Consider the following 16,983-nt stretch of genomic DNA (forward strand, 5'->3'; position numbering starts at 1 on the left):
ACATGAAAAAGCCGCAACCTTCGGGTTGCGGTTTTTTTTTGCTGGAGCGATCAACATCCGCAGAGAAGGCGTGGCGCAGTAGACCTGACACCCCACGCGGGACGATGGGCTATCATGGCGCCTTTCAACTTGAAGATTGATCGCCATGACTGCTGCAACCGACACCCTGCTCAACGCCCTCGAAACCTGTGACATGCTGGAAATCGATGGCCTGCACGCCTTTGACTTCTCGCTGGACGAGGACGATCAGTTGCACATCGAATGCATGGACGGCCGCGCGGCCAAGCACTGGGTGTTCAGCATGGCCCAGGTGCAGGCGGCGGTATTCGATAGCACCTTGCAAAGCTGGACCATCACCGGTGATTCCGGCGAACACCGCCTGGTGTGCCTGAGCGCGTTCAGCGGTGCTAACGACGAAGACGACGAGCGTGAGGATGCGTAACGTCTGGCCATTGTTGATGGCCGGCAGCCTGGGGGCGATGAGCGCGCAGGCGGCGCCCGGCGAGTTGCATGACCTGTTGGTCGGCAGCTACACCCAGGGCCAGAGTCAAGGCATCTACCGACTGCAGTTCGACAGCCAGAGCGGCCAGCTCAATGCCACCCCCCTGCAGGTGGTCAAGAGTAGCAACCCGTCGTGGCTGACCGTGTCCAGCGACCAGCGCCAGCTATTCGTGGTCAACGAAAACGGGCCGGGGCAAGCCGATCCGGTAGGGCGGGTCAGCAGCTTTTCGATCGAGCCCAAGACCCGTCAACTGAGCCTGATCAACCAGGTGCAGAGCCTGGGCAACGAGCCGACCCATTCAAGCCTGAGTGCGGACGGCCAATATCTGTTCGTCAGCAATTACTCGGTAGCCGAAGACCCGGGCGGCAGCCTTGCGGTGTTGCCGGTCAACGCCGAAGGCCGGTTGGAGCCGGTCGTGCAACTGAGCAGCCATCCCGCGAGCCGGGTCAATCCCGAGCGGCAGATGTCGGCTCACGTTCACTCGACGGTGTCGTCGCCTGACGGTCAGTACGTGTTCTCCAGTGACCTGGGGGCCGACAAGGTGTTTGTCTACCGCTACGACCCCAAGGCCAATCCGCAGCGACCGCTGATTGCCGCCACACCGGCTTCGGTGTCGTTGCCGGCGGGTAGCGGGCCCCGTCATCTGTTGTTCAGCGGTGATGGCAAGCACGCATACCTGACCCTGGAAATGAGTGCGCAAGTGGCGGTGTTCGATTACCAGGCCGGCCAGTTGACCCAGCGTCAGCTGGTGGATCTGGCGGCGGGGCAACCGGCTGCCAGGAAAGCCGCAGCGGCGCTGCATGCATCAACGGACGGTAAGTTCCTGTATGTCAGCAACCGTGGCACTGCCAATGAATTGCTGGTGTTTGCCATCGACCCGCTCAACGGTGAGCTCAAGGCGCTGCAACGGCGCGCGGCAGACGGCGATCACCCTCGTGAGTTCAGCCTCGATCCGAGCGGCAGATTTGTGCTGGTAGCCAACCAGAAGAGCAACCAGGTCGTCGTCATTGAACGGGATGTGAACACCGGGCTGTTGGGCAAAACCGTGCAAAAAGTGCCGTTCGACGCTCCCAGCGATATCCGCTTTTTCCTCCATCAGTAAACCGCAGGCCCCGCCTGTCGGGGCCTCTACGGTTCTATTAATCGCAGTGATATCCGCTACTGCTACAAAAGATTTCAAGCGCGACAACCCTCGGGCGTACGTTTGCTTCACGGCCTACACAGGCAAGCACGCCAACTGAATACGAGGGTTACCGCCATGAATTTCAATCTCTTCTCCGTGATCGCCGCTTCCGCCATCTCCGCCAGCGTTGCACTGCCGGCCAGTGCCAGTGTCGAGATCAACTCGAAAAAAACCGGCACCCACACCTACACCCAGAAGTACCTGCAACAGAGCGCCAACTTCTACGCCGCGCTGGACCACAAGATCCAACACTGAAAATTCAACCCCGGCCAACGGGATGCAGGCGCGAAGTCACTGGATCCGTATCCGGACAACAGTGATGTCGCGCCTGCATGACGCATTTGCGACAAATCGCGGCGTCGAGGTAAAAAAAAGCGAGTAATGGCACATGGCTATATGTTTAAATTTGACGCTAATAAATTGACTCAATCTTTCCCAAGGATCGACGACATGGCAATGCGTCTGGCTGTGGTTCTGCTGTTTCTCTATTCCACCCCGATTCTCTCCGCGGCACAGCTGGTCGAAGGCGAGCCTGAAGTGTCGCGCGAGCGCTTGATGAGCCTGTTGCACGACTGACGTACGTGAGTTGATCGATCAATTTAACTGATAGCTACTATGGATAAAGGTCACTATTCATAGCTGCTTGATTGATTGATTCTGTGGGCACTGAAACATGCCCACGGAGAACCCCATGGCCAGCACCCTTCTTACTTCTGCCAAGCACGGCGCCTACGTTGCCATCGGTGTGTACGTGGCCATGGTCCTGGTCGTCAGCCTGTCGACTCAATCGCAACGGGACATTCAGGCGCCGGTAGAGGTCGCATACCCCTCTACCCAGTTCGAGCATCGCGCCCACAGCGCAAGCCTTGATTCAACCGACGTTGTGCAAGCGGTGGTGCTATGAGAGGACGCAAGCTCTGGGTCGTGGCCTTCCTGGCATTCTTGACCAATGGTGCTTCACTGCTTGGCGTCGGCCAGGCCTCGGCGGGCTCGCTGGCGCGGGCCATCGAGTGCAATCACACCATCGCCCGCAACATCGAAACGGCCAAGGCGCAGGGATTGTTGGCGGGGAATCCTCCCTGCAGATCCAGGTCGCCGATTCGGGGGCCGTTTCAGGTGAATTGCCAGTCGCTGAAAATGTGTAGCGCCCTGGCTTAACCCTCAATGCCGCGTTGTAGGAGCGAGCGTGCTCGCGATGAACCTGAGAGCGCCATGGGGTGTCAGGCTGCACACGTTATCGTTGACGACCTTCGCGAGCGCGCTCGCTCCTACCTCCTACAAAGGTTGGCGTGGGTTACCCCGGGTTTTTTGCCATCACCGCGCTGAACAATGCTGACGCCAGGATCCCCTCCAGCCAGGCCTGCAGATGCCGATACGGCGTCTGCGCAAACCAGTCACGGTCGACATGGGCGAATTGGCGTATGAACGGCGCCAGCGCGACGTCCGCCAGGCTCAAATGGTCGGCCAGCAAAAACCGCTGCTGTTGCAGCAACCCGTCGAGCGTGCGCAAGAACACCTCGCCCTCGGTGCGGTAGTGCTCCATCGCGTGCTCCGGGTAACGCTCGGCATACTTGTAGCGATTGAGATGCAGCTTGAACACCTGATCGTTTTCTTCGATCAGCACCGCCGCCAGCTGTTGCGCGGCGGGGTTGTCCTTGAGCCGCCAGTCCTGGGGGTCATGCTGGTCCAGTGCCCAGCGCATGATCTCCAGGCTTTCGTCGATCACCCGGCCATCAAGGCTCAACACTGGCACCGTGCCCTTGCTCGACAGCGCGAGCATCTGCGGCGGCTTGGCCTTGAGGCTGACCTCGACGATTTGCACGTCCACGGCGCTGTAACGCAGGGCCATGCGCGCTCGCATGGCGTAGGGGCAGCGGCGGAAGGAGTAGAGCGTCGGCGTGCTCATTTGACCTCCAGGGTACTGAGTCCATTGCCCTGGCGGCGCACCTGGATCTGCACCGGAATCCGTTCGTGCATCTCCTGGACGTGGGAGATCACCGCGACTTTGCGGCCTTGCGCCTGCAAGCCGTCGAGGGCGTCCATCGCCAGTTGCAGGGACTCGGGGTCGAGGCTGCCGAAGCCTTCATCGATGAACAACGACTCGATTTTCAGCGTGCTCGAGGCCATCGATGCCAGGCCCAGCGCCAGTGCCAGCGAGACGAGGAAGGTTTCGCCCCCGGACAGTGAGTGCACCGAGCGCAGTTCGTCGCCCATCTCGGTGTCCATCACCAGCAGGCCGAGCATGCTGCCACCGCGCTTGAGCCGGTAGCGCCGCACCAGTTGGCGCAACTGGGCGTTGGCGTGATGCACCAGCAGGTCTAGGTTGTAGGCCTGGGCGATCTTGCGGAAGGTGTCACCAGTGGCCGAGCCGATCAGGGCATTGAGTCGGGCCCAGCGTTGCCACTCGTTGTAGGCCTCATTGATGCGCTGCGCCAGCGCCTGATTGGCCTCCTGGCGGCGTTGATCCTCGGCTTGCTGCGCGCGCAATTCGGCACACAGCTGTTCGCTGATGCCAGCCTGGGCCTGAAGCTCAAGCAGTGCCTGGGCCAACTGCTCGTGCGCAAGGTTGCCATTGTGCTGAGCCTGATGGCCTTGCAGGCGTTGTTCACGCTCCTGCAGCAGCACCCTGGCTTGCTCGACGGCCTTCTCGCTCAGTTGCAACTGTTGGCGCAATTGGCTGAGCTGCTCGTCGCTGAACGCCAGCAGGTGCTCCAGGCCAGCGTCGTCCAGTTCCGGATGCAGAGCGCGCCAGTCGGCTATCTTGCCTCCCGACTCAAGGTTTTCCGTTTCCAGTGCCTGCTGACGTTGTTGCTCGGCTTTCAGCTCGGTAGCCAGCTGGATCAGTTGGTTGCGCACTTCCTGCAATTGCTGGTTGGCTGAGGCTTGCGCCTGGCGTGCCTGTTCAACGCCAAGATCGAGCTGCTGTTGCCAGTGTTCGGCGCTTGGTTGCTCACCCAGCAGTTGCGCCAGCGTCTGTCGGGCGCTGTGCTGTTGCTCGGCGAGTGCGTTGAATTGCTGTTGCGCCGCTTCCAGTTGTTGGCCGCGCGTGAGCTGGCGGTCCTGTTCTTTCTCGAGGGTTTGTTGACGTTGCTGCTGCTCGCCGAGCTCTTCGCGTTGTAGCTCCAGGTGCTCCAGGCGTTGGGCAACTTGCTGGTCGAGCTGCATGAAGGTCGCGGCAGGCTCATTGCGCAAGCCTTCAAGGGTGGGGGCCGGGAGCAGGGCGCTGAAGGCCTTGAGTTCTTCTTCCAGGCGTTGGCTGTCGCTGCTCAGCTCGCGCTGCTGGATCGTCAGCTGCTGGGCCGCCTGTTGGCTAGCGTGCTCGGCGGCCTGCAGTTGTTGCGCCAGGCGCGCAGCGTCTTGCTGCAGGGTGAGCAGGGCGTTTTGCCGTTGTTCATCCTGGGCGATGTTCTGTGTCAACTGCGCGTTTTGTTGCGTCAGCCAGGCGTCGCGCTTGACTGCGTCCTGGGCCTGCAAGGATGCGGCCAACGGATGGGCTTCAAGGATGGGCGCCAGGCTCTGCAGTTGAGTGGCAAGTTGTTCCTGCTGTTGCAGCAGTTCTTTTTGCTGAGCAATCCGCCCGCCCACTTCGGTACGCAGGTCGGCGAGTTTTTCCTTGAGCCGGTCAACGGCTTTCTGCGCGTTGGCCTGTTCGCTTTCATCGTGCCGACCCAGGCTTTGCAGCAAGGCTTCGGGCTGATGATAAGGATGCTCGACGCTGCCACAGACCGGGCACGGCTGATCGTCCTGCAATTGCCCGCGCAACTCTTCGACGCTGGCACTGCGCGCCAGGCGTTGGCGTTCCAACAGCTCCAGCGTGACCTTCAAAGTCTGCTCGGCCAGCGTCAGCTCGGCCCTGGCCTGCACGCCTTCGCGGGTCAGGCGCTCGCGTTCGTTGTGCGTGGTGTGTAGGCGTTGTTGCAGGGCTTGGCCGCGATGGTCGAGGTCCTGCTGGCTGGCCCACAACCGTGCCAGCTCTTCGATGGCGCGCTGCTGTTTGCGGTTGTCTTGCAGCAGGCTGCCGAGGATCTGAATCTGTTCGGCCACCGCTTCGGGTTCCGCCCCGGCCTCGCGGTACAGCAACTCCAGCTGTGTGCGCTGTTCGTCCAGTTGCCTGGCGCTGTCCGCTGCCCGTTGCTCAAGCCCGAGCAGTTCGGCCTGGCCCTGTTTCAGGCGATTGCCCACCAGCATCAGTTGCTGCAGGCGTTCACGATGAACGTTCCAAGCATCGCTGACCGGTGCCAGGTGCAGGCTGTTCTCCAACTGCGTGGCCATGTTCGCCAGGCGTTCGGCCACCCGTTGTTGCTGATCCAGCAGCCCGGTGATGGTCAGCTGGCCGTCAGCGTTGGCCTCCTCGGCGTTGTGCTTGAGTTCGGCCGCCGTGCTGATGGCCTGGTTCAGGCGCGCCAGGTTGCCCTGTTCTTCGAAGGCCTGACGCACCAGCGGGGCGTTGCTGCTGTGCTGGCTCTGGGCCTGGACCAGCGCGGCGTTGGCCGCCTCCAGAGCCTGCTCCAGTTGCGCCTGGTGCTGTTGCCGTTCGTGGTGCTGTTGATGGTGTTGCTGGATCAGCATCGCCAGCGGGCTCAGTTGCGCCGTGAGTTCGGCGTGTCGGGCAAACAGGTGACGCTGTGGCGCCAGGTGTTCCAGGCGCGTCAGGTCCAGGCGTTCGCTGGCCTGTGCCGCCCATGACTGTTGTGCCTGCTGCAGCTGCTCGGCGCCAGCCTGTTGCTGGTCCTGCAACGACTGCAGTTCCTTGAGCCAGGTGTTTTGCTGCTCCAGCTGCTTGAGTTGGGCTTGTTGGGTGCTGAGCTGTTGTCGGGCGTCGTTGAAGCGTTGGTCGAGTTCGGCGCGCGCTTCGGGGTCCAGTGGCGTGATCCCGCTGGCCTGGTCTTGCAGGAGCTTGTGGGCTTCGCGGGTTTCCTTGGCCTTGTCGAACGCACGCTTGCCCAAACGGGTGTAGAGCGCGGTGTCGGTGAGCTTTTCCAGCAGCTCGCTGCGGTCGTTGTCATCGGCCTTGAGGAAGGCGCTGAACTCGCTTTGGGCCAGCATCACCGCACGGGTGAACTGTTCGAAGTTCAGGCCCAGCACGGCTTCGAGCTGGCTCTTGTATTCGCCTTTCTGGCTGGCCAGCAGTTGATCGGTGTCCAGGTCGCGCAGGCTCTGGCGGCTGGCCTGCAGTTTGCCGTTGGCTTTTTCCCGGGCGCGATTGGCTTCCCAGCGTGCGCGATAGCGGCGGCCGTCGATCCCGTGGAAATCCACCTCGGCATAGCCCTCGCCGGTGCCGCGTCGCAGCAGGGTGCGCGGGTCGCCCGTGGCAATCTCGCCGTCGGCATCCGGCACCTTGGCATCCCGCCCGGTGTTGTTCAGGCGCGGCACCGCGCCAAACAGCGCCAGGCACAAGGCATCGAGCAAGGTGCTTTTGCCGGCGCCGGTGGGTCCGGTGATGGCGAACAGGCCGGCACTGGCCAGCGGTTCGGCGGTGAAGTCGATCTCGAAGGGGCCTGCCAGGGAGGCGAGGTTCTTCAGGCGGATCGCGAGGATCTTCATGGCTGTTCGCACTCCTGCTGAACGTCCTGCAGCAACCGGGCAAAGTCGTTGAGGGTCTGTTCGTCGACCGCACTGCCGTAGTTGTCCAGCCAGGCGCGGCTGAACAGTTCCTGTGGGGTCAGTTGATCCAGTTCAATCAACTGGCCGCTGTCGTCGCTGGCGTCCCGCCCACCGGCACCTGCGTATTCGGCGGCGATGCGTACCAGGCGCACGGCCTTGCCTTGCAGCGCGGTTTCGATTTGCTGGCGCAGGTCCGGTTGCGGTTCGTCCAGGCGTACCCGGACTTCAAGCCAGGGCTGGCGCTGGATGTCGGCCAGCAGGTCGATGTCCGGCAGTTGCGCCAGTTGAGCGAGGATTTCACTCAGCGGCGCCGGGCCGAGACGTTGCAGTTCCACGGCCCGGGGGATCAGGCGCGGTTCGACGCTGACCAGTGTTTCGCCCTCCAGGGCGATGTCGAGAATCTGGTGGGGGTAATTGATCTCGGAAAACGACAGCGGAATCGGTGAGCCACAGTAGCGAATGCGCTCCTCGCCGTTGACCTTCTGCGGCTTGTGCAGGTGGCCCAGGGCGACGTAGCTGATGCTCGGGCCGAACAGGCTGGCGGGCAACGCTTCGGCGTTGCCGATGATCAGGCTGCGTTCGGAGTCCTCGGACACCGAACCGCCGGCCATGTGTGCATGGCTGATGGCGATCAGTGCCTGGCCCGGCTGGCGCTTGGCATTGGCGGCCTCGATCAGCCATTCATGCACCTGGCCGATGCCGCGCAGGTAGTCCTCGCCCAAGTGGGCCCCGGTGACTTCGGCGGGCCGCAGGAACGGCAGCGCCAGGCACCAGCCGGCGATGGCACCCGAGGTGTCCGGCAGTGGAATCAGCAGGCGTTCGGCGTCCAGTTGCCCGTCATCCAGCCACAAGACCCGGCCCAGCGCGTGCGTGCGCAAGCGACGCATCAGCGGCGCGGGCAACTCGATGCGCGAGCCGGAGTCGTGGTTGCCGGCAATCATCACGATGGTCAGCGCCGGTTGTTGCTCGTGAGCGCTGACGATGAAGTCATACAGGCGTTCCTGGGCTTTGACCGGCGGGTTTACCGTGTCGAAGATATCGCCGGCAATCAGCAGTACGTCGGGCTGTGCCTGCGCCAGTTGCCGCAGCAGCCACTCAAGGAAGCACGCGTGTTCGAAGTCGCGTTCCTGGCCATGCAGGTTTTGCCCAAGGTGCCAGTCGGAGGTGTGAAACAGACGCAAGGCAAACTCCGCTCAATCGATAAGTGAAAAGTCGGCCGTGCAGCAGTCGGCTTGGCGGCTGCTGCACGGGGGGTGTCCGGGGTTACTTGGGGTACAGCGGCGGCAGGCTGCTGTCGCCGACGGGGGCCTGGACCCGTTCGGAGGCCGGGATGGCGCGTATGGCGCGCCACAGGTCTTCGCCTTGCCAGGACTGTCCGGTTTCGCTGTAGAGCGCGCCGTTCAGGCCGTCCAGGGCATCGGACAGCGGCACGAAGCGCGCCGCCATGTCGGCCAGGGTTTCCGGCTGCTGGCGGGCCCAGGCATCCAGTGCCTGGCGGGTGGCCTGTGGGTCGTTGGCCTGGCTGGCACGCTTGAGATCGTCGAGCAGGGTGCGCGGGCTGGGACCGGTCTGGGCTGCGCGCAGAATCGCCGGTTGCCAGCGCGCACGCCACCACAGGCCGAAGCCGAGCAGGGTGGTGCAGGCGAGAACCAGGGTGCTGAGTTTCCAATACCACAGCGTCTCGGCGTCGACGGAGGGCGAGACCGGAGCGTTGCCTGCCGGCGTGTCGACCATCAGGCTGGGATTATTGACGATGTTCAGGGTGCGTGGCGGCAAGCTGCTGCGTTCCAGACGGTCCTCAAGGGTGTTCCACCAGACCACTTCCACGGCAGGCAAATCGATTGCGCCGCTGTGGGTCGGCACCAGCGCTTCGCGGTCCTCACGGCTGCCGATCAGTCCACGGTCGCTGGTCTGATTGCTCAGTTGAGGCTGGTCGGGATAACGCCGCAAGCCGCTGACGTCAGTCGCCGGCAAGGGTGGAAGTTGCGAGCTGGCCAGGCCTTCGACCTTGAGGGTCAGGCTGCGTGTCAGTGAATCGCCGACCTGGCTGTGATCGGGTTCCGGGTTCCAGCTTTCGCCAAGGCTGAGGCTGCGGGCCGGGAGCCAAGGTGTATCCAGCGGGTACTCAATGGGTTTGGCCTTGACCGTCAACGTCGTTTCGCTGGAGCTCACGCGCATCAGCTTGCCCGACTTCGGGCCTTGGCCCGTGGCGTCCTGGGCGGGTTGGGCATCGACCAGGGTGGCGCTGAAAATCTGTTCCGGAATGGTGAGCTCGCCACTGTGTTGCGGGTAAATCCCGTAGCGTAATTCGATCACGCCATGACGCAGGTCGTTGATGACCTTTTCATAGGTCCGCGATTCGCCCAGTTGTTCGATGCGGGCATCGGGAATCTGCAAGGGTGTGACGCTGCTGTCATCGTACAGCGACACTGAGTGGTAGATACGCAGGGTGAGGATCGCCTGTGCCTGCACGTACACGGCGTCCTGATCAAGGCTGGATTCGATGAACACCGGTGCCAGCTTGTCGGGCATGTCCTGGGTCTGGCTTGGCAGCACCTGCAGTTCGATGGGCTCGCTGGTGAACTCGCCCAGTCGCAGCGGCGCAATCACCACGGTGCCATTCTGTCTGGGCAGCAGGGTGATGATCCAGCGGGTGGTGGCGTGGTTTTCGCCATTGAGGGTATTGAGTTGGTTGACCTGCCGGGTGCCACGCACCTCGAACTGGGGCTCAAGGGCGCTCAGGTCGGGTTTGCCGAACTGGGTGACGTCGCTGGATTCCAGGGTCAGTTCGACCGTTTCTCCGGAGCTCAGGCGGCTGCGATCGACGCTGGCAACTAACCCGGTAGCCTGGGCGCCCAAGGGCCAGAGCAACAGGCCGAGCAGTAGTGCGGTGAAGCGGGTCATCGAGTTTTTCCCTGATCCTGATGTTGTTGCTGTTCGTACCAGAACTTGCGCCTGAGCAGTTCACCCGGTTCATCCGGGATTTTTCGCAGCCATTGTTCAAGGGCCTCGCGGTGTTCGCCGTTGAAGTTGGCGTCGGCACTGCGCAGAGGCGGCGTGGTGGTTTGTTCGTCCCCCAGTTCGCTGCCCGGCACTTCATTATCGCCCGGTTGCGGCGGCTTGTCGGTGATCGCCGCGGCCTCGCCCTCGGCGGTGTCGGAGGAGGGCGGGGTTGGCGCGGCGGACTGTTGCTCGACACCCGGCGCCGGCTCGCTTGCAGCGCCAGGTGGCGGCGTCGATTCTGACTGTGCCGGTTGCTCATCCATGGAACTCTCTGGCCCCTCTGGAGGCACCGGTGCGCTTTGTTTGATCAGGGCTTGCACCAGCGCCTTGTTGGTCAGGGCCGGGCGCAGGTCTGGTTGCTGCTCCAGGGCTTGCTCGTAGGCATCCAGTGCCGCTTCCAGCTCACCGCTCCTGGCCAGTGCGTTGCCGCGATTGTAGTGCGCACGAGCGTCGTTGCCCTGGGCGAAGCGCTCGGCGGCCGCGGCGTACTCACCGGCTTCATAGAGCGCCACACCTTGCCATTGCGGGTCCTGAAAGTGCCTGGCGGCTTCGGCGGGCTGTTGTTGCTTGAGCAGGTGCAGGCCCTGTTGGTCCGGGCGCAACCAGAGATCATTGAAGCCAAAGGCGTAGCTCGGTTGTGGCAGCAGCAACAGCAGCGGCAAACACAGCAACCAGCCCCGTCGCCCGGCGCAGGCTGTCAGCAGCAACAGCGGCAGTAACAACCAGTAACCCTGGTCGGCCCAGGTGTCCAGGCGCAAGGTCTGGCCATCCTCGCGCAGGCTGTGGGGCGCATCCAGCAGGCCCAGGCCGCGCAGGTCGCTGTCGTCCACTCGCGCTTGCCGGTAACGTCCATCCAGTTCATTGGCAAAGGCTTTGAGGCCCGGGCTGTCGAGGCGAGGCACCAGAATCGCACCCTGTTCGTCCTTCAGAAAGCTGCCGTCTTCGGCGGTGACCGGTGCGCCTTGAGCGGTGCCGATCCCGAGCATCAGCCACTGCGGTGCCCGGCCACGCAAGGCCTGGCGAATGCCCAGGCGTTCCTGTTCGCCCAGGGATGAGCCGATCAGCAGGATCCGCCCCTGGCCAAGGGCGCCGCGTTCCAACAGTGTCAGCGCCTTGGCCACGGCCAGATCGGCGCGATGACCGGTTTCGGGCATGATCGATGGCTTGAGCGCCTCAAGCAGGTTACGGCTGGTGCTCAGGTCATCCGACAGTGGCACCAGGGTGTGGGCGCTGCCTGAGTAGACCACGATTGCCGTTTGTGCATCGCTGCGGTACTGCAACAGGTCGAGCAGCTTGCGTCGCGCCTGTTCAAGGCGTGTGGGCACCACATCGGTGGCGAGCATTTGCGGGGTCAGTTCCAGCAGCACCACCAACGGGTCGGCGGGTTTCTGTGCGGCCTGCTCGAGCCGTTGCCAGCTGGGTCCCAGCAAGGCCACTACCGCCAGCACCCAGGCCAGGCCCAAGGCAATCCACGGCAACTTGCTTTCGCGGCCGTTGCCGCCACTGAGCAGGGCGGCATGGAAGGCCGGTGGCAGGATCATCTGCCAGCGGCCCGCGCGCTTCTGTCGATGCCACAGTTGCCACAGCAACCAGCCGAGCACGGGCAACAGCAGCAGCCACCAGGGACGGAACCAGTGTGGCCAGAGCTCGATCATCGACGCCTCCGCAGACGCAGGCGCTGGAGCCGCTGGCGCCAGTCAGGGTGCTGTTGCAGGAAATGCTCCTTGGTGAAAAACCGTTGCAGCGGGTTATCCGGCCAGCGCTCGCGGATCACCAGCAACAGGCTCATCAGTAACGCCGCGGCCAGCGGCCAGCTGTACAGTGCCTGGGCCGGGCGGGCCTGGGTCGGTTGCTGGTTCACCGGTTCCAGTTGATCGAGGGTTTGCCTGATCGCTTCCAGCTCCGCCGCGTCACGGGCGCGGAAGTAGCGCCCACCGGTGACCTCGGCAATCGCCTTGAGTGTGGGTTCGTCGAGGTCCAGGCTCGGGTTGACGCCCAGGAAACCCAAGGTGCCGGCTTCTTCCGGGTCGGCGCCAATGCCAATGGGGTAGATCTTCACGCCTTCTTCAGCGGCCAGCCGCGCCGCCGTGAGCGGGTCGATTTCGCCGCCGTTGTTGGCGCCGTCCGTGACCAGGATCAACACGCGACTCTGGGCCGGACGCTGACGCAGGCGTTTGAGCGCCAGACCGATGGCATCACCGATGGCGGTGTTCTTGCCGGCGATGCCGATCCGCGCTTCGTCGAGCCAGACCCGCACGGTGCGGCGGTCGAAGGTCAAGGGTGCCTGCAGATAAGCCTGGCTGCCGAACAGGATCAGGCCGATCCGGTCGCCATCGCGTTGCTCCAGAAAATCCCCCAGCAGGTGCTGGACCAGCGCCAGGCGACTGACCTCTTCGCCTTGCCAGTGCATGTCGGGAAAGTCCATGGAACCCGAGACATCGACAGCCACCAGCAAGTCGCGTCCGCTGGCGGCGATCGGCAGCGGCTCGCCCAGCCATTGCGGGCGAGCGGTGGCGGTCAGCAACAGTAACCAGAGCAGGATGAACGGCGCTTGTTGACGCCAGGTCGGCAGATTGGCCCGGGCGCGACGCCGGGCCAGGCCTTCGAGGTCGCTCAGGAAGCTGACCTTGAGCGAGGGCTCGCCGCTGTCGGCGGCCGGCAGCACAAGGCGCATCAACCACGGCAGCGGCAGCAGGGCGAAGATCCACGGCCAGGCGAACTCAAACATGTTTGCGAATCCAGGTGTCGACAGCCTGGGTCAAGCCGGCGATGGCCTTGTCATCCAGTTTGCATTCGGGCTTGTAGGCGCCCTCCACCAGAATCATCCAGCGGGTCAGGCCGGCGGCCGGGCAACGGTTGTCGAGAAAGGCCAGCCATTTGCGCCCGTTGAGGGTATGGCTCTGGCTATAGGGGTAGTCATTGCGGCACAGGCGCTTGAGCAGCCCGTTGAGCTGCTGCAGCCAGGCGCCCGCCGGTGCGCCGTCATAGGGCTTGGGCATTTGCGCCAACTCGGCCAGTGCCGCTACACGCAATGGGTCCAGCGGGATCTCGGCGCGCACGACGTTGCGTTTGACGGGAAGTAAATGGCGCAGCTTCCACAGGCCGTACCCGAGCGCGGGCAACAGGATCAACAGCAGCCACCAGCCGGGCGCGGGAGGCCAGAAGGGGATCGGCGGCGGTGTCATCAACGGTTGCAGTTGCGCAAGGTCGCTCATTGGCTTTTCCCCGGACGTTGCGGGTTCAGGTATTCGCGCAGTTGTTCGACCATTTCGCTCTGGGTGCTTAGGGGCATCAACAGGACCCGCAGTTTCTGCGCCAGTAGCTCCCAGCGGGCGATGCGGGCTTCGGCCTGGGCGCGATAGCTTTGGCGCAACTCGAAGTTCAACGTGTCGAGTTCTAGCTGGGCGCCGCGCTCGGCAAAGCGCAGCAGGCCGGCAGCAGGCAGGGCGTGGTCCAGCGGGTCGGACAAGGGCAGCAACAGCAGGTCGCAATGGCGCGACAACAGGCTCAGCTGCTGCTCGGCCCCGTCCGACAGGGCTCGCTCGTCGCAGATCACGATGACCAGGCTGCCGGGGCGCAGTACTTCACGGGCACGCCGCAGGGCCATGCCCAGGTCATCGCTGGCGGGCTCACCTTCGGTGCTGAGCGACTGGTTGACGCGCACCAGGCGGTTGAGCAACTGCAGCAGGCTTTGCTTGCTGCGCCGAGGCTTGATTTCGTAGTGCTCGTTGTCGCCGTATACCAGCCCGCCGACCCGGTCGTTATGGCCCAGGGCCGCCCAGCCGATCAGGCTCGCGGCTTGCGCGGCCAGGACCGACTTGAACATCAGCCCCGAGCCAAAGAACAAGCGCCGGCTCTGCTCGACCATGATGAAGATCGGTCGCTCGCGCTCTTCGTGGAACAGTTTGGTGTGGGGTTCCTGGGTGCGTGCGGTGACGCGCCAGTCGATGGTGCGCACGTCGTCGCCGGCCTGGTAGACCCGGACCTGGTCGAAGTCCACACCACGTCCGCGCAGCTTGGAGTGGTGCAGGCCAATCAGCGGGCTGCGCTGGCTTGGCGTGGAAAACAGCTGCACTTCGCGCACGCGATGGCGCATCTCGATCAGCTCCGACAGGCTGACGCGGATGCCCGGTTCGGGCGCGGAGGCTGTGGTCATCGGCGTCAAGCGACGGCTACGACGTCGAGAATCCGCTGGACCACGCGGTCCTGGTCGATACCGGCGGCCTCGGCTTCGAACGACAGAATGATCCGGTGGCGCAGCACGTCAAAGAGCACCGCCTGAATGTCTTCCGGGCTGACGAAGTCACGGCCGGCCAGCCAGGCGTGGGCGCGGGCGCAGCGATCCAGGGCAATGGAGCCCCGTGGGCTGGCGCCGTAGGCGATCCACTCGGACATTTCCGGGTCGAATTTGCCGGGCGTGCGCGTGGCCATCACCAGTTGCACCAGGTATTCCTCCACGGCATCGGCCATGTACAGTCCGAGGATTTCCTTGCGGGCGGCGAAGATCGTTTGCTGGGTCACCCGACGCTCAGGCTTGGCTTCGCCGTTCAGTGCTTCGCCGCGGGCTTGCTGCAGAATCCGGCGTTCGACGGCGGCATCGGGGAAGCCGATTTTCACGTGCATCAGGAACCGGTCAAGCTGGGCTTCGGGCAGCGGATAGGTGCCTTCCTGCTCGATGGGGTTCTGCGTGGCCATCACCAGGAACAGCGGCGACAGCTCATAGGTGCTGCGCCCGACACTGACTTGCCGCTCGCCCATGGCCTCGAGCAAGGCCGACTGAACCTTGGCTGGTGCCCGGTTGATTTCGTCGGCCAGCACCAGGTTATGGAAGATCGGTCCTTGCTGGAACACGAAGCTGCCGGTTTCAGGGCGATAGATTTCCGTGCCGGTGATGTCGGCGGGCAACAGGTCGGGGGTGAACTGGATACGATGGAACTGCGCCTCGATCCCTTCGGCAAGCTCTTTGATGGCCTTGGTCTTGGCCAGGCCCGGTGCGCCCTCGACCAGCATGTGGCCGTCGGCAAGCAGGGCAATGAGCAAGCGCTCGATGAGTTTTTCCTGGCCGAGAATCTGCGTTGAAAGAAAGGATCGCAGCGCCAGAAGCGCCTCACGGTGTTCCATCGTTGAATGTTCCTGGAAGAAGGCCGGGGACGCTTGCTGAAAGCGCCCGGGCGGGGGCTGATACTTTAATCTATCCGGCCCCCTGGCGACTAACGGCACCTTGGAAAAATCTGCAAATAACCGGTATTTGTGCGCAAACCTGCGCGTGTGCAGGAAACAGGCGTGCCCTTGTCGCTGCACTGGGCGGCAGGACAAGGGCAGGACAGGCGGGTCAGTTCTTGAAGCTGGAGTGCTTGCGTCCCTGGTCAAACAGGGCAAAGACTACGACCAGTACGCCAGCAACCACCAGAATCACCGCCACGCCGTCGGTGGAGTGGGTCGCCGAGTTGGCGACCAGCGCCAGGCCGCCCAGCGGTGCCAGGCCACCGGCAATGGCGGTGCCGATCTCGCGGCCGGTGCCGAAGCCCGAGGAGCGGGTCTGGGTCGGGAACTGGCGGCTGAGGAAAGAGCCCTGGGGGGCGAACATCATGGGCGCGAGGATCCCGGTGCCCACCGCGATCGCCAGGTAGATCATCATCGGTTCGCCGGTATTGAGCAGGGCCAGGAAGGGATAGGCGAACAGCACTGAGCACAACCCGCCCAGCATCAGCACCTTCTTGCTGCTCCATTTGTCGCAGAGCCAGCCGAAAAGCGGCACGGCGATGATCGCCACCAGGCTGGCAATGGTTACCGATAGCGAGGTGACGTGGGCTTCGACGCCCTTGAACTGGGTCAGGTAAGCCAGGGAGAACGTCTTGAAAATGTAGCTCAGGGCGTTGTAGCCGATGGCCACGAAGAGCACCACCATCAGGCCCTTGAGGTCATTCCTGAACAGCAACGTGAGCGGCGAGACCTGCGCCTTGGCCGCGCTTTCGTCGAGTTCCTTGAACTGCGGGGTTTCCGGAATGCTGCGACGTACCCAAAGACCCACCCCCACCAGCACGATGCTGCAGATGAACGGGATGCGCCAGCCGCCGGAAAGCAGGAACTCGTTGCCGTTCATGGTCAGCAGGTAGACGGTCAGCGACGACAGCAACAGCCCCAGGTTCAGGCCCAGTGCCGGCCAGGCACCCTGGCTGCCGCGCTTGCCTTCGCTGGCATGCTCATACGAGGTGACAGCGGCCCCGGACAGTTCGGCACCCGCGCCCAGGCCCTGAATGATCCGCACCAGCACCAGGATGATCGGTGCCCAGATGCCGATCGAGGCATAGCTGGGAATCAGGCCGATCAGGGTGGTGCACACCCCCATCATGCAGAACGTGATGACCAGCACCTGTTTGCGCCCGAAGCGGTCGCCCAGGTAGCCGAACAGAATGCCGCCGAAAGGACGGGCGATGAAACCGATGGCGAAGGTGGAGAAGGCCAGCAATGCAGCCACCTTGGGGTTGCCGGGATCGAAGAAGATCTTCGAGAACACGATCGCCGCCATGGTGGCGTACAGATAGAAGTCATACCACTCCAGCATCGAGCCGAAGATGGTGGCAGCAGCTACCTTGCGCAGCCGCTTGCGCTTTTGTTCCGGGGTTTCATGGGCGGTCGGGGCCGCTTGATGTACCGACATCGGTGATTTCCTTCTTGGTCTTTGTAGTTA

General features: G+C 63.4%; 16 protein-coding genes. 6 read left to right on the plus strand and 10 right to left on the minus strand.

Annotated features, from left to right (window positions below; genetic code table 11):
- Positions 1–145: 145 nt before the first annotated feature.
- The 6 genes from CKW29_RS00080 to CKW29_RS25895 all read left to right on the plus strand — a co-directional run bounded on the left by CKW29_RS00080 (position 146) and on the right by CKW29_RS25895 (position 2,843).
- The gene (locus tag CKW29_RS00080; protein ID WP_095147627.1) at positions 146–442 is read left to right on the plus strand and encodes a DUF5629 family protein; all 297 of its coding nucleotides are present in this window, start codon (positions 146–148) and stop codon (positions 440–442) included.
- Entirely contained in the window at positions 435–1,604 is a 1,170-nt protein-coding gene (locus CKW29_RS00085; RefSeq protein ID WP_095147628.1) for a lactonase family protein, read from the plus strand. The genes CKW29_RS00080 and CKW29_RS00085 overlap by 8 nt, the downstream gene beginning before the upstream one ends.
- Before the next feature lie 156 nt (positions 1,605–1,760).
- Complete coding sequence (locus CKW29_RS00090; RefSeq protein ID WP_095147629.1) at positions 1,761–1,940, plus strand: hypothetical protein; 180 nt, start codon at positions 1,761–1,763, stop codon at positions 1,938–1,940.
- Between the two features lie 195 nt (positions 1,941–2,135).
- Positions 2,136–2,261: a hypothetical protein gene (locus CKW29_RS25890; RefSeq protein WP_256584804.1), complete on the plus strand. Its 126-nt coding sequence runs from the start codon at positions 2,136–2,138 to the stop codon at positions 2,259–2,261.
- 115 nt (positions 2,262–2,376) lie between these two features.
- Positions 2,377–2,589 carry a hypothetical protein gene (locus tag CKW29_RS00095; protein ID WP_095147630.1) on the plus strand — a complete coding sequence of 71 codons (213 nt, stop codon included), beginning with the start codon at positions 2,377–2,379 and terminating at the stop codon, positions 2,587–2,589.
- Positions 2,586–2,843, plus strand: coding sequence for a hypothetical protein (locus CKW29_RS25895; RefSeq protein WP_095143567.1), 258 nt, complete (start codon positions 2,586–2,588; stop codon positions 2,841–2,843). Before CKW29_RS00095 ends, CKW29_RS25895 begins: the two co-directional genes overlap by 4 nt.
- A 136-nt stretch (positions 2,844–2,979) precedes the next feature.
- Here the strand turns inward: CKW29_RS25895 and CKW29_RS00105 are convergent, their stop codons facing one another.
- From CKW29_RS00105 to CKW29_RS00150, 10 genes are all read right to left on the minus strand, one after another.
- Positions 2,980–3,591: a glutathione S-transferase gene (locus CKW29_RS00105; RefSeq protein WP_095147631.1), complete on the minus strand. Its 612-nt coding sequence runs from the start codon at positions 3,589–3,591 to the stop codon at positions 2,980–2,982.
- Positions 3,588–7,229 carry an AAA family ATPase gene (locus CKW29_RS00110; RefSeq protein ID WP_095147632.1) on the minus strand — a complete coding sequence of 1,214 codons (3,642 nt, stop codon included), beginning with the start codon at positions 7,227–7,229 and terminating at the stop codon, positions 3,588–3,590. The genes CKW29_RS00105 and CKW29_RS00110 overlap by 4 nt, the downstream gene beginning before the upstream one ends.
- Positions 7,226–8,470: an exonuclease SbcCD subunit D C-terminal domain-containing protein gene (locus CKW29_RS00115; protein ID WP_095147633.1), complete on the minus strand. Its 1,245-nt coding sequence runs from the start codon at positions 8,468–8,470 to the stop codon at positions 7,226–7,228. The genes CKW29_RS00110 and CKW29_RS00115 overlap by 4 nt, the downstream gene beginning before the upstream one ends.
- Positions 8,471–8,552: 82 nt before the next feature.
- A complete protein-coding gene (locus CKW29_RS00120) occupies positions 8,553–10,193 on the minus strand; it encodes a BatD family protein (protein WP_095147634.1) in 1,641 nt (546 codons plus the stop codon).
- Positions 10,190–11,947 (minus strand): VWA domain-containing protein, encoded by a 1,758-nt coding sequence (locus tag CKW29_RS00125; RefSeq protein WP_095147635.1) that lies wholly within the window; start codon positions 11,945–11,947, stop codon positions 10,190–10,192. The genes CKW29_RS00120 and CKW29_RS00125 overlap by 4 nt, the downstream gene beginning before the upstream one ends.
- Positions 11,944–13,020 carry a VWA domain-containing protein gene (locus CKW29_RS00130; protein ID WP_095147636.1) on the minus strand — a complete coding sequence of 359 codons (1,077 nt, stop codon included), beginning with the start codon at positions 13,018–13,020 and terminating at the stop codon, positions 11,944–11,946. Before CKW29_RS00130 ends, CKW29_RS00125 begins: the two co-directional genes overlap by 4 nt.
- Positions 13,013–13,507 carry a DUF4381 domain-containing protein gene (locus CKW29_RS00135; protein ID WP_095147637.1) on the minus strand — a complete coding sequence of 165 codons (495 nt, stop codon included), beginning with the start codon at positions 13,505–13,507 and terminating at the stop codon, positions 13,013–13,015. The genes CKW29_RS00130 and CKW29_RS00135 overlap by 8 nt, the downstream gene beginning before the upstream one ends.
- Positions 13,504–14,448, minus strand: coding sequence for a DUF58 domain-containing protein (locus tag CKW29_RS00140; RefSeq protein WP_095147638.1), 945 nt, complete (start codon positions 14,446–14,448; stop codon positions 13,504–13,506). Before CKW29_RS00140 ends, CKW29_RS00135 begins: the two co-directional genes overlap by 4 nt.
- Before the next feature lie 5 nt (positions 14,449–14,453).
- Entirely contained in the window at positions 14,454–15,413 is a 960-nt protein-coding gene (locus CKW29_RS00145) for a MoxR family ATPase (RefSeq protein WP_095147639.1), read from the minus strand.
- A 211-nt stretch (positions 15,414–15,624) separates the two neighbouring features.
- Positions 15,625–16,953, minus strand: a complete 1,329-nt coding sequence (locus CKW29_RS00150) for an MFS transporter (protein WP_095143576.1) — start codon at positions 16,951–16,953, stop codon at positions 15,625–15,627.
- Between the last annotated feature and the right edge of the window lie 30 nt (positions 16,954–16,983).

Origin of the sequence: Pseudomonas sp. Irchel s3a18 (genome assembly GCF_900187535.1) — a bacterium.
Classification (GTDB): Bacteria; Pseudomonadota; Gammaproteobacteria; order Pseudomonadales; family Pseudomonadaceae; genus Aquipseudomonas.